Here is a 14793-nt window from a genome sequence, read left to right as displayed (position 1 = left end):
TTAAATTTCCCTAAATATTATATGACCTTAAAGGGTAAAATATTTTAGGAGGTGTTTTTAATGAAAGTGAAGGATGTTATGACTAAGACTTTAGCAACTTTATCTCCTGAGGATACTGTGGAACGTGCAGCTCAGATGATGAGAGAACATAATATAGGTTCTCTTCCAATTTGCCAAGAAGATAAAGTAATAGGAATAATAACAGATAGAGATGTAGCTTTAAGATCCGCAGCAGAAGGAGAAAATGCTCAAAGGCAAACGGTAAGAGATATAATGAGCTCTAACCCTGTAATAGTAAGTCCAGAAATAGAGGCAAAAGAAGCTGCTAGAATAATGAGTGAAAGACAAATAAGAAGACTACCAGTTGTTGAAAATAATTCTTTAGTTGGAATGCTATCATTAGGAGATCTATCAGTAGAGCCAAATTTATCAAATAAAGCAGGAGAAACATTGACAAATATATCAGAACCAAGCAGCCCTAGTATACAGTAGAAAATTAAGATTTTAAGAGATAAACGTAAATAGATTTTAAATGACTATTTACGTTTATCATCTATACTTTTGATGACATAGATATTGTATAATGCTATAATAATATATGCATATTATAAAAAATAGGAGAGACTTAATATGAATAAGGTAAAATTTATTTATAATCCATATTCGGGGGAAAACTCAATTATAAATGATTTAGATAGAATTATAACAATTCATCAAAAGTATGGATACACCGTAGTACCTTATAGAATAAGTATGAATTATACTTTGGAGAGTGCCTTTGAAGATATAAATAAAAATTATAAATATATATTAATTGCAGGTGGAGATGGAACGGTAGATAGCATAGTAAACTTTATTAAAGAAAAGGACATTGATCTGCCTATTGCAATATTGCCTGTAGGTACTGCAAATGATTTTGCAAAATTTATAGGAATGCCTACAGATATAGGGGAAGCGTGTGAGCAAATACTAAATAGCATACCTAAAAAAATAGATATAGGAAAAGTAAATGATAAATATTTCATTAACGTAGCAAGCGCGGGGTTGTTTACAGATATATCTCAAAAAACTGATACAAATTTAAAAAATAATTTAGGTAAATTAGCTTATTATGTAAAAGGAATAGAACAAATCCCTAACTTTAGAAAGTTGAAGATTAAAGTTAGTTCAGATGAGATAAATTACGATGGGGATATGTATCTTATATTGGTTTTTAATGGTCAAACTGCTGGAAATCTACATCTTGCATACAAGGCTGAAGTTGATGATGGTATGCTAGATGTAATAATAATTCAAGCAGGTGCGCTTATAGATTTAATACCATTATTTATAAGCATGTTAAAGGGAGATCATCTAGAGAATGTGCCAAACCTATTGTATTTTAAAACAAATAAACTACATATTGAATGTTACGAAGATATAGTTACTGATATAGATGGAGAGAAGGGACCAGACTTCCCTTTGAGCATAGAATGCATAAAAGATGGAATAGAAATATTGGGAGCCGTAAATACAAAGCATAATCCTAAAAAAAGAAGTAGAATATTAACAAAACCTAAAATGGATATAAAAAGAATCACTGAGTAATTCCTTGGTGATTTTTTATTTTTATTAAATTTATAAAATAAATGTATTTTTTTACGCTCTTAGGTAAAAAATAAGATAAGAAAAATTAACATTTACTGAGGAGTGTATTAACATGAAGAAATATTTTTCTTTTAAAAAGATCGTTCTCTATATGATGGTAGCCTTAATAACCTATTTCAGTACTATTATATATTTCGCTCCCTATAATAAAGCTTTAAGCGTAGTTACATATTATTATGGTTCAAGAGGTGACGTTGTATCTGAAATACAAAGAAAGCTTAAAAATTGGGGGTACTATGATGGGGCAGTAGATGGAATATATGGCTACCAAACTTTTCAAGCTGTACAAAAGTTTCAAGGTAAAAATGGATTGGCGGTAGATGGAATAGTGGGAAGTGCCACTTTAGCCGCTTTAGGTGTCAATCCAAATACAACTGGTACCAATCCTGGTACATCTAATCAAGATGTTCAGCTACTAGCAAGACTGATAAATGGTGAGGCTCGTGGTGAACCTTACGAAGGTCAAGTAGCTGTTGGAGCAGTAGTGCTAAATAGAGTCAGAGACTCTAGATTCCCTAATACTATAGCAGGAGTAATATATCAACCACTAGCATTTACAGCTATAGCAGATGGGCAGATAAATGCTGCAATGCAACCAGATAGTATAAGAGCAGCTAATGATGCTTTGAATGGGTGGGATCCTTCAGGAGGCGCGATGTACTATTTTAATCCAGTAACGGCAACTAGTAGTTGGATATGGTCTAGACCTTTAATTAAAGTTATTGGAAAGCATAGATTTTGCAAATAAAGTGGTTGACAAATACATCAATTAGAATATAATAATTATATAAATCATAGTGAAACAGTCGGAAATACATTGAAGAAGGAAAGTAACATATATGGAATATACAGAGAGGAAATTTATTATGCTGAGAGGATTTCTATTGAAAGTATATGTGAAGTGCCCTTTGGAGTAGTGCACCGAATATAGTAGGCTGCATCGGGATTACCCGTTATAGTAATAGAGCATTTAAAAGTGCTTGAATGTATTAATACATTTTACTTTTTGTAGAGTGGAACAGCGAAAAATTTACTTCGCCTCTATTTTGGAGGTGAAGTTTTTTGTTTTTGCAGAGTTATAATCTAATATTTTTTAAATTAAATATAATTTTTATCGATGGAGGGTTTTATGTTTATGAGTATCAAATATGATATAGATTCTATTATGAAAAATGATCCCGCAGCAAGAAATAGATTAGAAGTTTTTTTGTTATATCCTAGTATTCATGCAGGTATAAATCATAGAATTGCTAACTTTTTTTATAAACGCAAAATGTTTTTCTTTGCAAGATTAGTATCACAATTGTCCAGGCATTTGACAGGTATAGAAATACACCCAGGGGCTAAAATAGGGAAAGGTTTATTTATAGACCACGGAATGGGTGTAGTAATAGGTGAAACAGCAGAAATAGGAGATAATGTAGTAATGTATCATGGTGTTACTTTAGGTGGAACAGGAAAGAATAAAGGAAAGAGGCATCCAACTGTTGGGAATAACGTTATAATAGGAAGCGGAGCTAAGATATTAGGACCAATTACTTTAGGGGATAATTCAAAAATTGGCGCTAATGCCGTAGTGCTAAAAGACATTCCAGCTAACAGTACAGCAGTGGGTATACCTGCAAAAATAGTTGGGCACCAAGAGTAAAATATAAAAATATATTTTTGGAGAAAATGAAATGAATAATAAAGAAAAGATAGTAAACTTCTGTAAATCTTTAGGCTTAGACACCTTAGGAGTTACATCTATTAGAAGATTGACGGAATTAGAGGAAAATCTTATATATAGAAAAAACAGTGGATTAGAAAATGAGTTTGAAAGCTCAGATATTGAATCAAGAGTAAATTTAGAAAGTTTTTTAGAAGGCGGAAAAAGCATTATTTCTATAGCATTCCCCTATTTATTTAATGATGAGAATACTACAAATCACATTTATTTTTCTAAGTATACACTAGGACAAGATTATCATAGTGTAGTGATAAATTATCTAAAACAAATAGGTGAATATATTTCTCAGCTAGGAGGTAATTTTAAATATTTCGTTGATAGTAATCCATTGCCAGAAAGATATATTGCTAATTTATGTGGTGTAGGTTTTATAGGTAAAAATAATATGCTAATAACAAAAAAATACGGTTCTTTTGTATTTTTAGGTGAGATAATTACAGACTTAGAACTAGAGGAGGATGAGAAGATGCCATCTAAGTGTGGTGAGTGTGATTTATGCTTAAAGTCATGCCCAACTAAGTCTATAAAGGAAGGCATTAGCAATCCAAACGTTTGTTTATCCTATATTACTCAAAAGAAGCATATTGAAAAGGAATGGTTTGAATTATTTAATGGTAGGATGTTTGGATGTGATACTTGTCAAATTGCATGTCCTCATAATAAGGAAGTTATTGAATCAAATATTAAGGAGTTTAAACCTTTTACTTTTATGAAAAATCCTAATTTAGAAGAATTGATAAGATTAGATAATAAAACATTTAAAGAAAGGTACAGGTTGACTTCTAGCGGCTGGAGAGGAAAAAATATTATAATTAGAAATGCCATGATAAATACTTTTGTAGATGGTAAACTTGACCAAAGCTTAGATAAAGATATTAGCTCACCTTATTTAAAGGATTATTATAATAGACTTTTAGGACTTTAGAAACTATAATTTAATTATATAATCTTTTACGAAAGGTGGAGCGTCTATGATTTCGCCCAAAATGGCTAAGCTAATTTCATGCCTTCCAGAAGGGGTAGTAGTATATATAGCTAAAAAAATATTAGCAGGATATTTAGATAAATATGCAGATATAGAAGTAGAAGGATTAGAGAACTTAAAAGAGTTAAAAAAACCAGTTTTATTTATATGTAATCACTTGAGCAATTCGGATGCTTTAGTTATAAATGAAGTGTTAAAAGATCAAGATTTAACCTTTGTAGCAGGAATAAAACTTTCTGATAATCCTTTAACTAATTTAGGAATAAAGATAACAAAAAACATTACAATAAAACCTAATACAGCAGATAAGGAAGCAATTTCTAATATTGTAAAAACTCTAAAGAGAGGCAATAATGTTTTGATTTTCCCAGAAGGAACTAGAAGTAGAGTAGGGAGTATGATAGAAGGGAAAAAAGGTGTAGTTTTGATACAAAAACTATCTAAAGCCACTGTTATACCTATGGCTATGACAGGTACGGAAAAGCTTTTACCAATAAGTGAAAAAGATATGGGCTCTGAAAAATTCCAACATGCAAAGGTTAAAGTTACAATAGGAAAGCCTATAGAAGCACCAAGCAGGGAAGAAGGAGAAGATAAGCATCAATATGAAGAAAGAACCCTTAATCATTTTATGTATGGTATAGCGGCTCTTTTGCCAGAGGAGTATCAAGGAGTATATAAATTGGATAACAGGTAATATATAAAGATGAGGTTCTGTAAAGGAACTTCATCTAAATTTATATTCAGGTATTGTTCTGAGGAAAATAATTTTTATTTAAAAGTAGGTGATAAGTATTGGATAAAGATAGGATAGATAAAATATTAAATACATTAATGCATACTTATCCTAATGCAAAGTGTGCACTTCATTTTAATTCTTCTTACGAACTTTTAATAGCTACCATACTGTCCGCTCAATGTACTGATGTTAGAGTAAATATTGTGACAGAAGAATTGTTTAAAGAGTATAATACTCCAGAAAAAATGGTAGCTTTATCAGAAGAAGAATTAGGAGAAAAAATAAAAACTTGTGGACTATATAAAAGTAAAAGCAAAAACATATTAAAAACTTCAAGAGAATTAATAGAAGACTATGGGAGTAAAGTACCTAGCATCATGGAGGATTTAATAAAATTACCTGGAGTAGGTAGAAAAACTGCAAATGTAGTGTTATCTAATGCTTTTGGTGTTCCAGCAATAGCTGTAGACACGCATGTGTTTAGAGTATCAAATAGAATAGGAATAGCTAAGGGAAAAACCCCCGAAGCCGTTGAACAGGAACTTATGAATAACATACCTAGAGAATTATGGAGCGATGCCCATCATTTTTTAATATGGCATGGAAGAAATATATGTGTTGCTAGAAAGCCTAAATGTGAGGAATGTCCTATAGCTCCTTATTGTGAATACTTTTCTTTAATTGAAAATTAAGAATTAAAAATTTAGAGTTGAGAGTTAAAATAAAAATTTTAAATTAAAAAATTAATATTTTAACTCTCAATTTTATTGTAAATTACCATGGATTAAAGAAATTTTTCCTTGAGAAGTCTTCTCAGCCAATCTAAAGAAAAAGTTACAGTTCTTTCTCTTATAGTCTGTCTATTACCGGATAGATTAAGCTTTTTTACAAAAGTTTCACCATTTATGTAGATGCCTACGTAAACTAAACCTAATGGTTTCTCATCAGTGCCACCAGCGGGGCCAGCTATACCAGTAGTAGAAATTCCTATATTGGAGTTAGAAGTTTTAGCTATTCCCTCTGCCATCTCTTCTGCAGTTTCTTCACTTACTGCTCCAAACTTTTCTAAGGTGGTTTCCCTTACTCCAAGCCTACTGATTTTTGAATCATTGCTATAGGTTACGCAGCCTTCTATCAAGACTTTTGATATGCCAGGATAGTTTACTAACCTTCCACAAAGTAGTCCCCCTGTACAAGATTCAGCTACAGATATAGTTAAATTGTTTTCTATAAGTATTTTTCCTACTACCCCTTCTAATGTATCCTCATTAATACCGTATATATTATCTCCTAATATATTTCTTATTTTACTTTCCATAGGAGCTATAAGTTTCTCTCCATCCTCTTTACTATTAGCTTTAGCGGTTATTCTTAATGTAACCTCATTATCTTTTGCATAGGGAGCCACTGTTGGATTAGACTGATTGTCGATTATATCATTTATTTTTGTTGCCACCATTGATTCGCCCATGCCGCAAATTCTTAGAGTTTTAGATATTAATGTATGATTAGAAATCTTATTAATATAGGGTACAACATAGTTTTCAAACATAGGTATATTTTCTTTTGGAGGACCAGGAAGCAGTATTAAAGTTTTACCATTTTTATTTATTATGCACCCTGGAGCAGTGCCAAAATGGTTAGGAAGTATTGTAGAGCCTACTGGGAAATATGCTTGTTTTATATTGTTTTCTGTAAGTTTTCTATTTTGCTTTTTAAAATATTCAGTTAATTTTATATAAGATTCTTCATGGAGCTCCATAGATATATTAAAGTACTCCGCCCCTATCTCTTTGGTCAGATCATCTTTAGTGGGTCCCAGACCTCCAGTAGCTACAACTAAATCTGAACGACTAAAAGCCCTTTCTAACTCCTGCTTTAGCCTTTGGGCATTGTCTCCTACTACGGATTGATGATAAAGATAAATACCTAAATTGGCTAATCTTTTAGATAAGTACTCAGCATTAGTGTTTAAAATATCTCCTAATAAAATTTCAGTTCCTATAGAAATTATTTCGCCAATCATATAAATCCCTCCTTGTATAATATAAACATAACATTAAATTATTATTAAATAAATATTATATTCTTGAAGTAAGGGTATTTTTTAAAGTAGAATATATATAATATCTTATAGGTACTTACAAGAGGAGGTATATGAATGAATAAAACATTAAGAAATATACTTATAGTAATTGGGGTGTTGATACTACTAATATCTCCAGTTATATCAAGTTATAACAAGATGGTAGGCTTAGAACAGAAGGTTAAAACAGCTGAATCAAATATAGAAAGTGATCTTCAAAGGAGATCAGATTTAATCCCTAATTTAGTGGAAACAGTTAAGGGGTTTGCAAAGCAGGAGCAACAAATTCTTGCAGATGTAACAAGTGCTAGAGCAAAACTTGGAGGAGCTAATACTGTAAATGAAAGAGCTAATGCGGATAGCGAATTATCAGGTGCTCTTTCAAGATTACTTGTAGTAGTAGAGAACTATCCTGAGCTTAAATCCAATGAAAACTTTAGAAGTTTAATGGTTCAATTAGAAGGAACAGAGAACAGAATTAATATAGCTAGAAAAGACTATAATGCTACTGTAGCTGAGTATAATAGTAAAATAGTAAAATTCCCTAGTTCAGTAGTAGCTTCAATTTTTAGATTTGAAGAAAAACAATATTATAAGGCAACTGAAGGAGCCAAGGAAGTACCTAAAGTAGATTTTAATACAGGTAAGTAGTTATGAATAAATTAAAAAGGTTTTTTGTAGTTTTATTATTTTTGTTGACCTTATGTATTACTACTGTTAGTGCAGAAGTTAGCATCCCTAAACCTACGAATTTAAAATATGTAAATGATTATGCAGGGGCATTAAGTTCGGAGGCTAAGGAGTATATTGTATCAGTAGGAAAAGAATTAGAAGATAAAACTGGAGCGCAATCTGTAGTTGTTATTGTGAACTCACTTGAGGGATATGATATTGAAACTTATGCAAATACTTTATTTAGAAACTGGGGCATAGGACAAAAGGAAAAAAACAATGGACTCTTAATGTTGATATCCATGGATGATAAAAAAAGAAGAGTAGAGGTAGGGTATGGCTTGGAAGGAGCTATCCCAGATATTTATACAGATAATGTAATGGAGCAACTATTTAAGCCCGCATTTAAAAATGATGATTATGATAAGGGCATAAGAGATTCTTACTCAGCTTTTGCTGATGCAATAGCTAAGGAATATAATGTGCAGTTAGTTAAAAATGATAAGGTTAATTTGCAAATTGACAAAAGTAAGAGTAATTCTATTCCAGGAAGTGGTATAATCAAAATAATAGTATTTTTAATCATTCTAGATACATTATTTAATAGAGGAAGAGTAACAAGAGAAATAATGTCCGCTATATTTTGGAGCTCCTTTTGGAACAATAGAGGCGGACGAGGTGGACGAGGAGGCCGTGGCGGCGGAGGCTTTGGTGGCGGCGGTTTCGGAGGCTTCGGGGGAGGTTCATCAGGCGGCTTTGGTGGTTTTGGAGGAGGTTCCTCTGGTGGCGGAGGTTCTTCAGGAGATTGGTAATACTGGAATATCAAAAATGAATAGTGATAAATTAATTTTGGGATTTTGGCTATCAAAATCCCTTTAATCAGTATAATATAAGAAATTTATGTTCTTAACTTTTTATCAAAAATAATACATATTAAAGAATGAAAAATTACTACTATTTTCCTGAACATTATTGTTAGTTTTAAATTGACTTTTAGTACATAAGACTCGTACTATTATTATATATGATATTATATAGTATAATAAAAATGTAACTAGTGAGGTGATGCAAATGAAAAGGAAGAAGAAAAGAGCCAGAGCCAAGAAAAAGGCAATTATAATGATATTATCTATATTTATGTTACTTTTATTGGGTTTTGGTTCAGCGACTGTAGCTTATGGATATAGCTATGTAAAACATTATAATAATTTAATTTTTCCTGGTGTTAAAGTAGAAAATGTAGATATATCAGGAAAAAGTGTACAAGATGCTAAAGCTATTTTACAAAAAAGCTTTAATGATAAAGCATCAATGAGCAAATTAGTTGTAAAAACTCCAGGCAAGGATTACACTTTAGGTTTTGATAAAGTAGAGCCTAAATATGATATAGATACAATAGTTAATGAAGCTTTTAACTATGGAAAGAACTTAAATCTATATAAGAAGTATAAAATTATAAAGAGACCTGAAAATAAGTCATTTAGCCTAAAATTTGCTTACAATAGAGATGCTGTACAAAAATTTGTTGATGAAATAGAAAAAGAGGTAAACAAAAACCCACAAGATGCTAAAATTACTAAAAGCAATAGTGGTTTTAATATTACATCAGAAGTGGTAGGTAAAAAGCTTAATAAAGAAAAACTTATGGAAGATATTTTAAGTAATATAGAATATGGTATAAAAGAAGACTTACAAGTAACTGCTGTAGTACAAGATGTAAAAGCGAGAATAACTAAGGAGTCTTTAGCTAGTATTGATGGTCTGATTTCAACTTTTTCAACTAATTATGGTAATATTTCTTCTGCTGAAAGAGCTAACAATATTGTAGTTTCAACTAAAAGTATAGATGGAACTCTACTTATGCCAGGAGATGTTTTTAGCTTCAATGGCGTTGTTGGTGAAAGAACAGAAGCAAGAGGATATCAGGCAGGACCAGTTATAATCGGAAATAAGGTGGAATCTGGATTAGGAGGAGGAATATGCCAAGTTTCCTCCGCATTATATAATTCAGTGCTAATGTCTAATATGAGGTCAGTAGAAAGAGTTCATCATACTCTACCTTCAAGTTATGTACCATTGGGTAGGGACGCAACAGTGGATTGGGGAAATATAGATTATAAGTTTAAAAATACATTAGACTTTCCAGTTTATATACAAGGTATCACTAGTGGTGGTAATGTAACTTTTAACATATACTCTAGCCAATCCTTATCTAAGAGACGTTATGCTATAACCAATGATGTGTATTCAGAGGTGCAATCAACTACTAAAACTGTAGAGGATTCACAGTTGGCTGAAGGAACAGAAGAAGTAGTTCAAAAAGCATATACAGGATATAAAGTGAAGGTTTATAGAAATATTTATGAAAATGAAGTTTTAATTAAGCAAGAACTTGTATCCGATGATTTTTACAGACCAGTTGAAGGGCTTATAAAAGTGGGAACTAAGAAAAAGTAATTATTTAGGGTTGTGCAAAGTATGTACAACCCTTTTATCTATTTTATTGATATTATAATGTTTTATTGGTATATAATATATAATAAATTTAAATATAAATATAAATATAAATAGGGTGAAGTAGTATGGGAGAAAATGAAATAATTAAAAGTATAGTATATAATGTTTCTAAGGTTATAGTAGGCAAGGAATTTGAAGTTTATAATATAATTAAAGGAATAATTGCCAATGGCCATATTTTAATTGAAGACGTGCCTGGGGTAGGAAAGACCACTTTAGTGAAAGCTCTAGCTAAATCAATAAACCTCTCTTACAAAAGAGTTCAATTTACACCAGATTTGCTTCCATCAGATATTCTAGGTATATCTTTATACAATCAAAAAACTATGGAGTTTGAATTCAGAAAAGGGCCTATATTTTCTAACATAATATTGGCAGATGAAATAAATAGAACTTCACCTAAAACTCAATCCGCCCTATTAGAGGTTATGGAAGAAAGACAGGTGACAGAGGGAAATGAAACTTATAAATTAAAAGATCCATTTATAGTTATGGCAACTCAAAATCCAATAGATTATGAAGGTACATTTATACTTCCAGAAGCTCAATTAGATAGATTTATGATTAAAGTTAAGGTAGGGTATCCAGAAAAGAAATTTGAAAAAGAAATGTTAAATATTTATAGAAGTGAAGAACCTTTAGAAAAAATTAATAGTGTGGCCACAGGAGAAGATATTGTAAATCTTCAGAATATGGTTAGAAAGGTCTATGTATCTGAACATATAAACGAATATATAGTAAGTATAGCGGAGGCTACAAGAAATAACAAATCCATATCATTAGGAGCTAGCCCTAGAGCATCCTTAGCCTTATTAAGAATAGCTCAGGCTTGGGCATTTATTAATGGTAGGGATTATGTAATACCAGAGGATGTAAAGGAAAATGCTATATCAGTATTAAGTCATAGAATTACATTATCGTCTTATGGAAGAGTAAATAACTTTACTGGAGAAGATATAGTAAAAGATATTATTAAAGCCCTACCAGTACCAAGAGTAAAAGGTGGAAGAATATGATAAAAATAAATAAAAGAATTATTTTATATATTCTTATAACATTTATTTACGCTTATCTTGAAGGTGGATATTTTCCCTATGCATTATTTTATAGCTTTCTTATACCATTCCTATTATCCTTTATCGTAATAGTCATATTACATAAAAATGTAGGAATGGATATAAGGTTTGACAGAAATATTATAAGCACTACGGAAGAGATAAAAATAACAACAGTTATTAAAAATTATAATATACTACCTTTACCCTACATAGAGCTGAAAAACAAGGTTCTATATTCTTTAGATAGGGAGTATAATGGAGAAGTTTTTAATATGAAGCTCGATGAAAACAAAAGGCTAAGCAGAAATGTAAAATTTTTAAATAGAGGGATTTATGACTTTGGAAATATCACTTTAGCCTTTAAAGATTATCTATATATATTTACATTAAGTAAAACTTTAAAAAAGGACTTAAAAGTAAAGGTGTATCCTAAAATACACCAAGTAGAAGATTTTAGCATTCGTGGACAAGAGGTAATAAATAAATTTGTAAGTAGGAAGGGCATGATTAATGAAGATTATACTATAAGTAATATAAGAAAATACAGAACAGGCGATAGCTTAAGAAAGATACATTGGAAGCTAAGTGCTAAATATGGAGAATTTTTTGTAAAAAACTTTGATACTTTAAAAGGAGAAGAATATAATATATTTTTGAATATGAATAGAGAAGATTTCTATGATCAACATGGAGAAGAAGAAGAACTAGTAGAAATTTGTGTATCAATAATAAATAATATACTTAATAAGGATATGAAAGGTTGTATACACATACATAACGATGAAAGTATTGGTATGTGTATAAATAATAGAGAAGATTTTGACGCCCTTATGGAATACTTTTTGTTAAATAAAAGTAAGGGTGAAAGAAATTTTGCTCAATGTATAATAGATAATTTACACAAAACGGGAGATGACAATACAATTATAATATGTACTTCTAAAATAGACGCTAATCTAAGGGAAGCTTTACTATTAACAAATAAACTAGGATACAGGGCTATAGTCTTTTGTCCAAATAAAAGTTTGGAAACTTCTAAGAATGATTATCACCTAGAAGAGAGAGGAGTAGAGGTTGTCGGTTTTACTTTAAGGAAGGAGAGTTATGAGTGATTTTAAAAAGTTAATAAATTTATTTATAACATATATAAATTTATTATTTATTATAAGAGTTACAGAAAAATGTTTTAAAATAAATAACTTTTCTTATGTATATTTCACAGCATGTTTTTTCACGGGAGCTTTTATATATCATTTTTATAATTCTTTAAGATGGAAAAGAATATATAAAACCTTTTTTACACTAGCCATAATTTTCATTGGAACTCTACTATTTTATCATTACAAAATTTACATTCTTAACAAAATAGCATTAAATATAAAATATATTTTAGAGCTAAATGATAGCATTTTTAATGGAAAGGTTACATTTTTCCATCAATATAAATTTATAATAGGTATAATTATACCTTTGATTGTAATACTTGTTTTGAATGTAGCAAATAAACTATTTAGTGATTTTATAGTAATAGTTAATTTAGAAATTATGCTATTTTATTGGTATTACGGATATGTAGAAATAATTAAACAATATACATTTTATTTTGTACTATTAAATATTTTTACCTGGTCTATAAATAGTTATATAAGCAATATAAAAAGTTTTAATATAAGAAGCGTAAAAAATCGACTATCTATATTTAGACCAATAATATATATTATGATTTTTTCTATTCTTCTTTCAAGCATACAAAGTTTTCTACCTAAAAACATAGAAGGCAAATATTATAGTGAAAATGGAATCTTCAATGGAACGTTGAAAAGTAAAAAGGACTTGGAAAACTCATATAATATAGCGGATTCAGGATATGATCCAACAGATAAGAAGTTAGGAGGGGCTGTTGTATTAGATAGTAGGGAAGCATTTAAAGTAGCATCAGATAAACCTTACTATTTGAGAGGAATTACTAAGCAATATTACGATGGATTTTCATGGAAGACTTATGAGGATTCTTTTAAAAAGGTTAATTTTAAAAATAGTGTTTCTATTCCTGATAATTTAAATGAAAGTCAAAAGGTATATATTACAATATATCCAACAAAAATTAATACATCAACTTTATTTGCTCCTATTAATACTATAAGTGTTAATAATAAAAAGTCAGATGTATATGTAAACAAAGATAAAATCTTTCTATCTTCTAAAATCATAAAGAATGAATATAAAGTTGAGTTTTATGATTCTTTCAATAATAATTCTGTTTTAAATATTAATGAGCTTCCTACGATTAAGTATAATAACTTATCTGAGGATTATAAGGAGTATTTGCAGTTGCCAGATAATATTCCTAGAAGAGTTTATGATTTGGTGGAAGATATAACTAAAGATTCCTCCACAGTAAATGGCAAAATAAAAAATATATATGATTTTCTTCATAAAAACTTTAAATATTCTCTAAATGTATCTGATGTACCAGAAGGAAAAGAATTTGTAAGCTACTTTTTGTTTGAAGAAAAAGAAGGATACTGTACTTACTTTGCCACAGCAGCTACAGTCATGTTAAGAATGATAGGTGTTCCTGCAAGATATGTAGAAGGGTTTAATATGAGCTATGATAAAGATGTAAATGGCCTATATATTGTATCAAATAAAAATGCTCATGCATGGGCAGAGATTTTAGTATCTCCAGAGTTAGATTCATGGACTATATTCGATGCCACCCCTCAAGCTTTTGATGAGATAGAAAGACATGAAAGAGAAAGAATCTATGAAGAAAATGTTAATAATGGTAATTATAATAAAGATAATAAAAATAATATAGAGAAAGTGGAGGAAAGTGAGGATAATATAGAATATACCCCTAAAACTTCACAGATTAATTATTTGAAATATTTGCCATGGGTTATATCCATGTTATTTATTATTAGGATATGTTATATAATTATCAAAAAAAATAAATTGATAAGATCCAATAAATCAATACCACTATATCTTTATATACTAAAAAGACTTAAAACTATAAATATAAATATGAATCAATGTGAAGGGGAAATGGAATGTCTCAATAGACTAGAAGATGAAGGACTTAGATTAAATCTGAAAAAAATAGTGGAATGTGTTTGCGAGGAACATTATGGATGTAATTATCGCAACACCATGTCTATTGAAGAAAAAAAGTATTGTTATTATTTTGTAGAAAATTATATTAAAGAAAAACAAGGATTATTTAAATATTATATATTGAAACTTTCCCAATTTTAGTATTATTTATATAATAGAATTTTACAAAATATGGTATAATGTATTTGTGTGGGTATAGCAAAATATTTAGTGATACCCCACAAATATTTTGCAGAAGAG

General features: G+C 30.0%; 14 protein-coding genes and 1 other annotated feature. Of the genes, 13 read left to right on the top strand and 1 reads right to left on the bottom strand.

Features of this window, described 5'->3' with window-relative positions:
* Positions 1–60: 60 nt before the first annotated feature.
* The 7 genes from RYO54_RS16085 (at position 61) to nth (ending at position 5792) form a co-directional block, all read left to right on the top strand.
* Positions 61–492 (top strand): CBS domain-containing protein, encoded by a 432-nt coding sequence (locus RYO54_RS16085; protein WP_315121023.1) that lies wholly within the window; start codon positions 61–63, stop codon positions 490–492.
* A gap of 138 nt (positions 493–630) precedes the next feature.
* Positions 631–1587 carry a YegS/Rv2252/BmrU family lipid kinase gene (locus RYO54_RS16080; RefSeq protein WP_315121020.1) on the top strand — a complete coding sequence of 319 codons (957 nt, stop codon included), beginning with the start codon at positions 631–633 and terminating at the stop codon, positions 1585–1587.
* Between the two features lie 112 nt (positions 1588–1699).
* Positions 1700–2395 carry a spore cortex-lytic enzyme gene (sleB, locus tag RYO54_RS16075; RefSeq protein WP_315121017.1) on the top strand — a complete coding sequence of 232 codons (696 nt, stop codon included), beginning with the start codon at positions 1700–1702 and terminating at the stop codon, positions 2393–2395.
* A gap of 60 nt (positions 2396–2455) precedes the next feature.
* Positions 2456–2693: a binding site (T-box leader), on the top strand.
* 83 nt (positions 2694–2776) lie between these two features.
* The gene (gene epsC, locus RYO54_RS16070; RefSeq protein ID WP_315121014.1) at positions 2777–3295 is read left to right on the top strand and encodes a serine O-acetyltransferase EpsC; all 519 of its coding nucleotides are present in this window, start codon (positions 2777–2779) and stop codon (positions 3293–3295) included.
* A 31-nt stretch (positions 3296–3326) separates the two neighbouring features.
* Positions 3327–4301: a tRNA epoxyqueuosine(34) reductase QueG gene (gene queG, locus RYO54_RS16065; protein WP_315121011.1), complete on the top strand. Its 975-nt coding sequence runs from the start codon at positions 3327–3329 to the stop codon at positions 4299–4301.
* A gap of 46 nt (positions 4302–4347) precedes the next feature.
* On the top strand, positions 4348–5058 hold the full coding sequence (locus RYO54_RS16060) for a lysophospholipid acyltransferase family protein (protein ID WP_315121008.1): 711 nt from the start codon (positions 4348–4350) through the stop codon (positions 5056–5058).
* Between the two features lie 98 nt (positions 5059–5156).
* Positions 5157–5792: an endonuclease III gene (gene nth, locus RYO54_RS16055; protein WP_315121006.1), complete on the top strand. Its 636-nt coding sequence runs from the start codon at positions 5157–5159 to the stop codon at positions 5790–5792.
* Positions 5793–5884: 92 nt separating this feature from the next.
* On the opposite strand, the gene RYO54_RS16050 is transcribed toward nth, so the two are convergent.
* Entirely contained in the window at positions 5885–7126 is a 1242-nt protein-coding gene (locus RYO54_RS16050; RefSeq protein ID WP_315121004.1) for a competence/damage-inducible protein A, read from the bottom strand.
* A gap of 135 nt (positions 7127–7261) precedes the next feature.
* On the opposite strand from RYO54_RS16050, the gene RYO54_RS16045 reads away from it, so the two are divergent.
* The 6 genes from RYO54_RS16045 to RYO54_RS16020 all read left to right on the top strand — a co-directional run bounded on the left by RYO54_RS16045 (position 7262) and on the right by RYO54_RS16020 (position 14694).
* Positions 7262–7837 (top strand): LemA family protein, encoded by a 576-nt coding sequence (locus RYO54_RS16045; protein ID WP_315121000.1) that lies wholly within the window; start codon positions 7262–7264, stop codon positions 7835–7837.
* Between the two features lie 2 nt (positions 7838–7839).
* Positions 7840–8670: a TPM domain-containing protein gene (locus RYO54_RS16040; RefSeq protein WP_315120998.1), complete on the top strand. Its 831-nt coding sequence runs from the start codon at positions 7840–7842 to the stop codon at positions 8668–8670.
* 259 nt (positions 8671–8929) lie between these two features.
* Positions 8930–10315, top strand: coding sequence for a VanW family protein (locus RYO54_RS16035; protein WP_315120995.1), 1386 nt, complete (start codon positions 8930–8932; stop codon positions 10313–10315).
* A 125-nt stretch (positions 10316–10440) separates the two neighbouring features.
* Positions 10441–11391, top strand: coding sequence for a MoxR family ATPase (locus tag RYO54_RS16030; protein WP_315120993.1), 951 nt, complete (start codon positions 10441–10443; stop codon positions 11389–11391).
* Positions 11388–12545: a DUF58 domain-containing protein gene (locus tag RYO54_RS16025; protein ID WP_315120990.1), complete on the top strand. Its 1158-nt coding sequence runs from the start codon at positions 11388–11390 to the stop codon at positions 12543–12545. Before RYO54_RS16030 ends, RYO54_RS16025 begins: the two co-directional genes overlap by 4 nt.
* Positions 12538–14694 (top strand): transglutaminase-like domain-containing protein, encoded by a 2157-nt coding sequence (locus tag RYO54_RS16020; protein WP_315120988.1) that lies wholly within the window; start codon positions 12538–12540, stop codon positions 14692–14694. Before RYO54_RS16025 ends, RYO54_RS16020 begins: the two co-directional genes overlap by 8 nt.
* Positions 14695–14793: the final 99 nt, after the last annotated feature.

Source organism: uncultured Clostridium sp., assembly GCF_963515715.1.
Lineage (GTDB): Bacteria > Bacillota > Clostridia > Clostridiales > Clostridiaceae > Clostridium_AW.
Note: the sequence above shows the minus strand (reverse complement) of the source record. Positions and strands in the feature narration are given on the sequence as shown.

Excerpts from the sequence above, each read along its gene's own strand:
- sleB (WP_315121017.1), top strand. The coding sequence starts at position 1,700 with ATGAAGAAATATTTTTCTTTTAAAAAGATCGTTCTCTATATGATGGTA.
- epsC (WP_315121014.1), top strand. The coding sequence starts at position 2,777 with ATGTTTATGAGTATCAAATATGATATAGATTCTATTATGAAAAATGAT.
- RYO54_RS16030 (WP_315120993.1), top strand. The coding sequence starts at position 10,441 with ATGGGAGAAAATGAAATAATTAAAAGTATAGTATATAATGTTTCTAAG.
- RYO54_RS16045 (WP_315121000.1), top strand. The coding sequence starts at position 7,262 with ATGAATAAAACATTAAGAAATATACTTATAGTAATTGGGGTGTTGATA.
- RYO54_RS16025 (WP_315120990.1), top strand. The coding sequence starts at position 11,388 with ATGATAAAAATAAATAAAAGAATTATTTTATATATTCTTATAACATTT.
- queG (WP_315121011.1), top strand. The coding sequence starts at position 3,327 with ATGAATAATAAAGAAAAGATAGTAAACTTCTGTAAATCTTTAGGCTTA.
- RYO54_RS16035 (WP_315120995.1), top strand. The coding sequence starts at position 8,930 with ATGAAAAGGAAGAAGAAAAGAGCCAGAGCCAAGAAAAAGGCAATTATA.
- RYO54_RS16040 (WP_315120998.1), top strand. The coding sequence starts at position 7,840 with ATGAATAAATTAAAAAGGTTTTTTGTAGTTTTATTATTTTTGTTGACC.
- RYO54_RS16050 (WP_315121004.1), bottom strand. The coding sequence starts at position 7,126 with ATGATTGGCGAAATAATTTCTATAGGAACTGAAATTTTATTAGGAGAT.
- RYO54_RS16085 (WP_315121023.1), top strand. The coding sequence starts at position 61 with ATGAAAGTGAAGGATGTTATGACTAAGACTTTAGCAACTTTATCTCCT.
- RYO54_RS16060 (WP_315121008.1), top strand. The coding sequence starts at position 4,348 with ATGATTTCGCCCAAAATGGCTAAGCTAATTTCATGCCTTCCAGAAGGG.
- RYO54_RS16080 (WP_315121020.1), top strand. The coding sequence starts at position 631 with ATGAATAAGGTAAAATTTATTTATAATCCATATTCGGGGGAAAACTCA.
- RYO54_RS16020 (WP_315120988.1), top strand. The coding sequence starts at position 12,538 with ATGAGTGATTTTAAAAAGTTAATAAATTTATTTATAACATATATAAAT.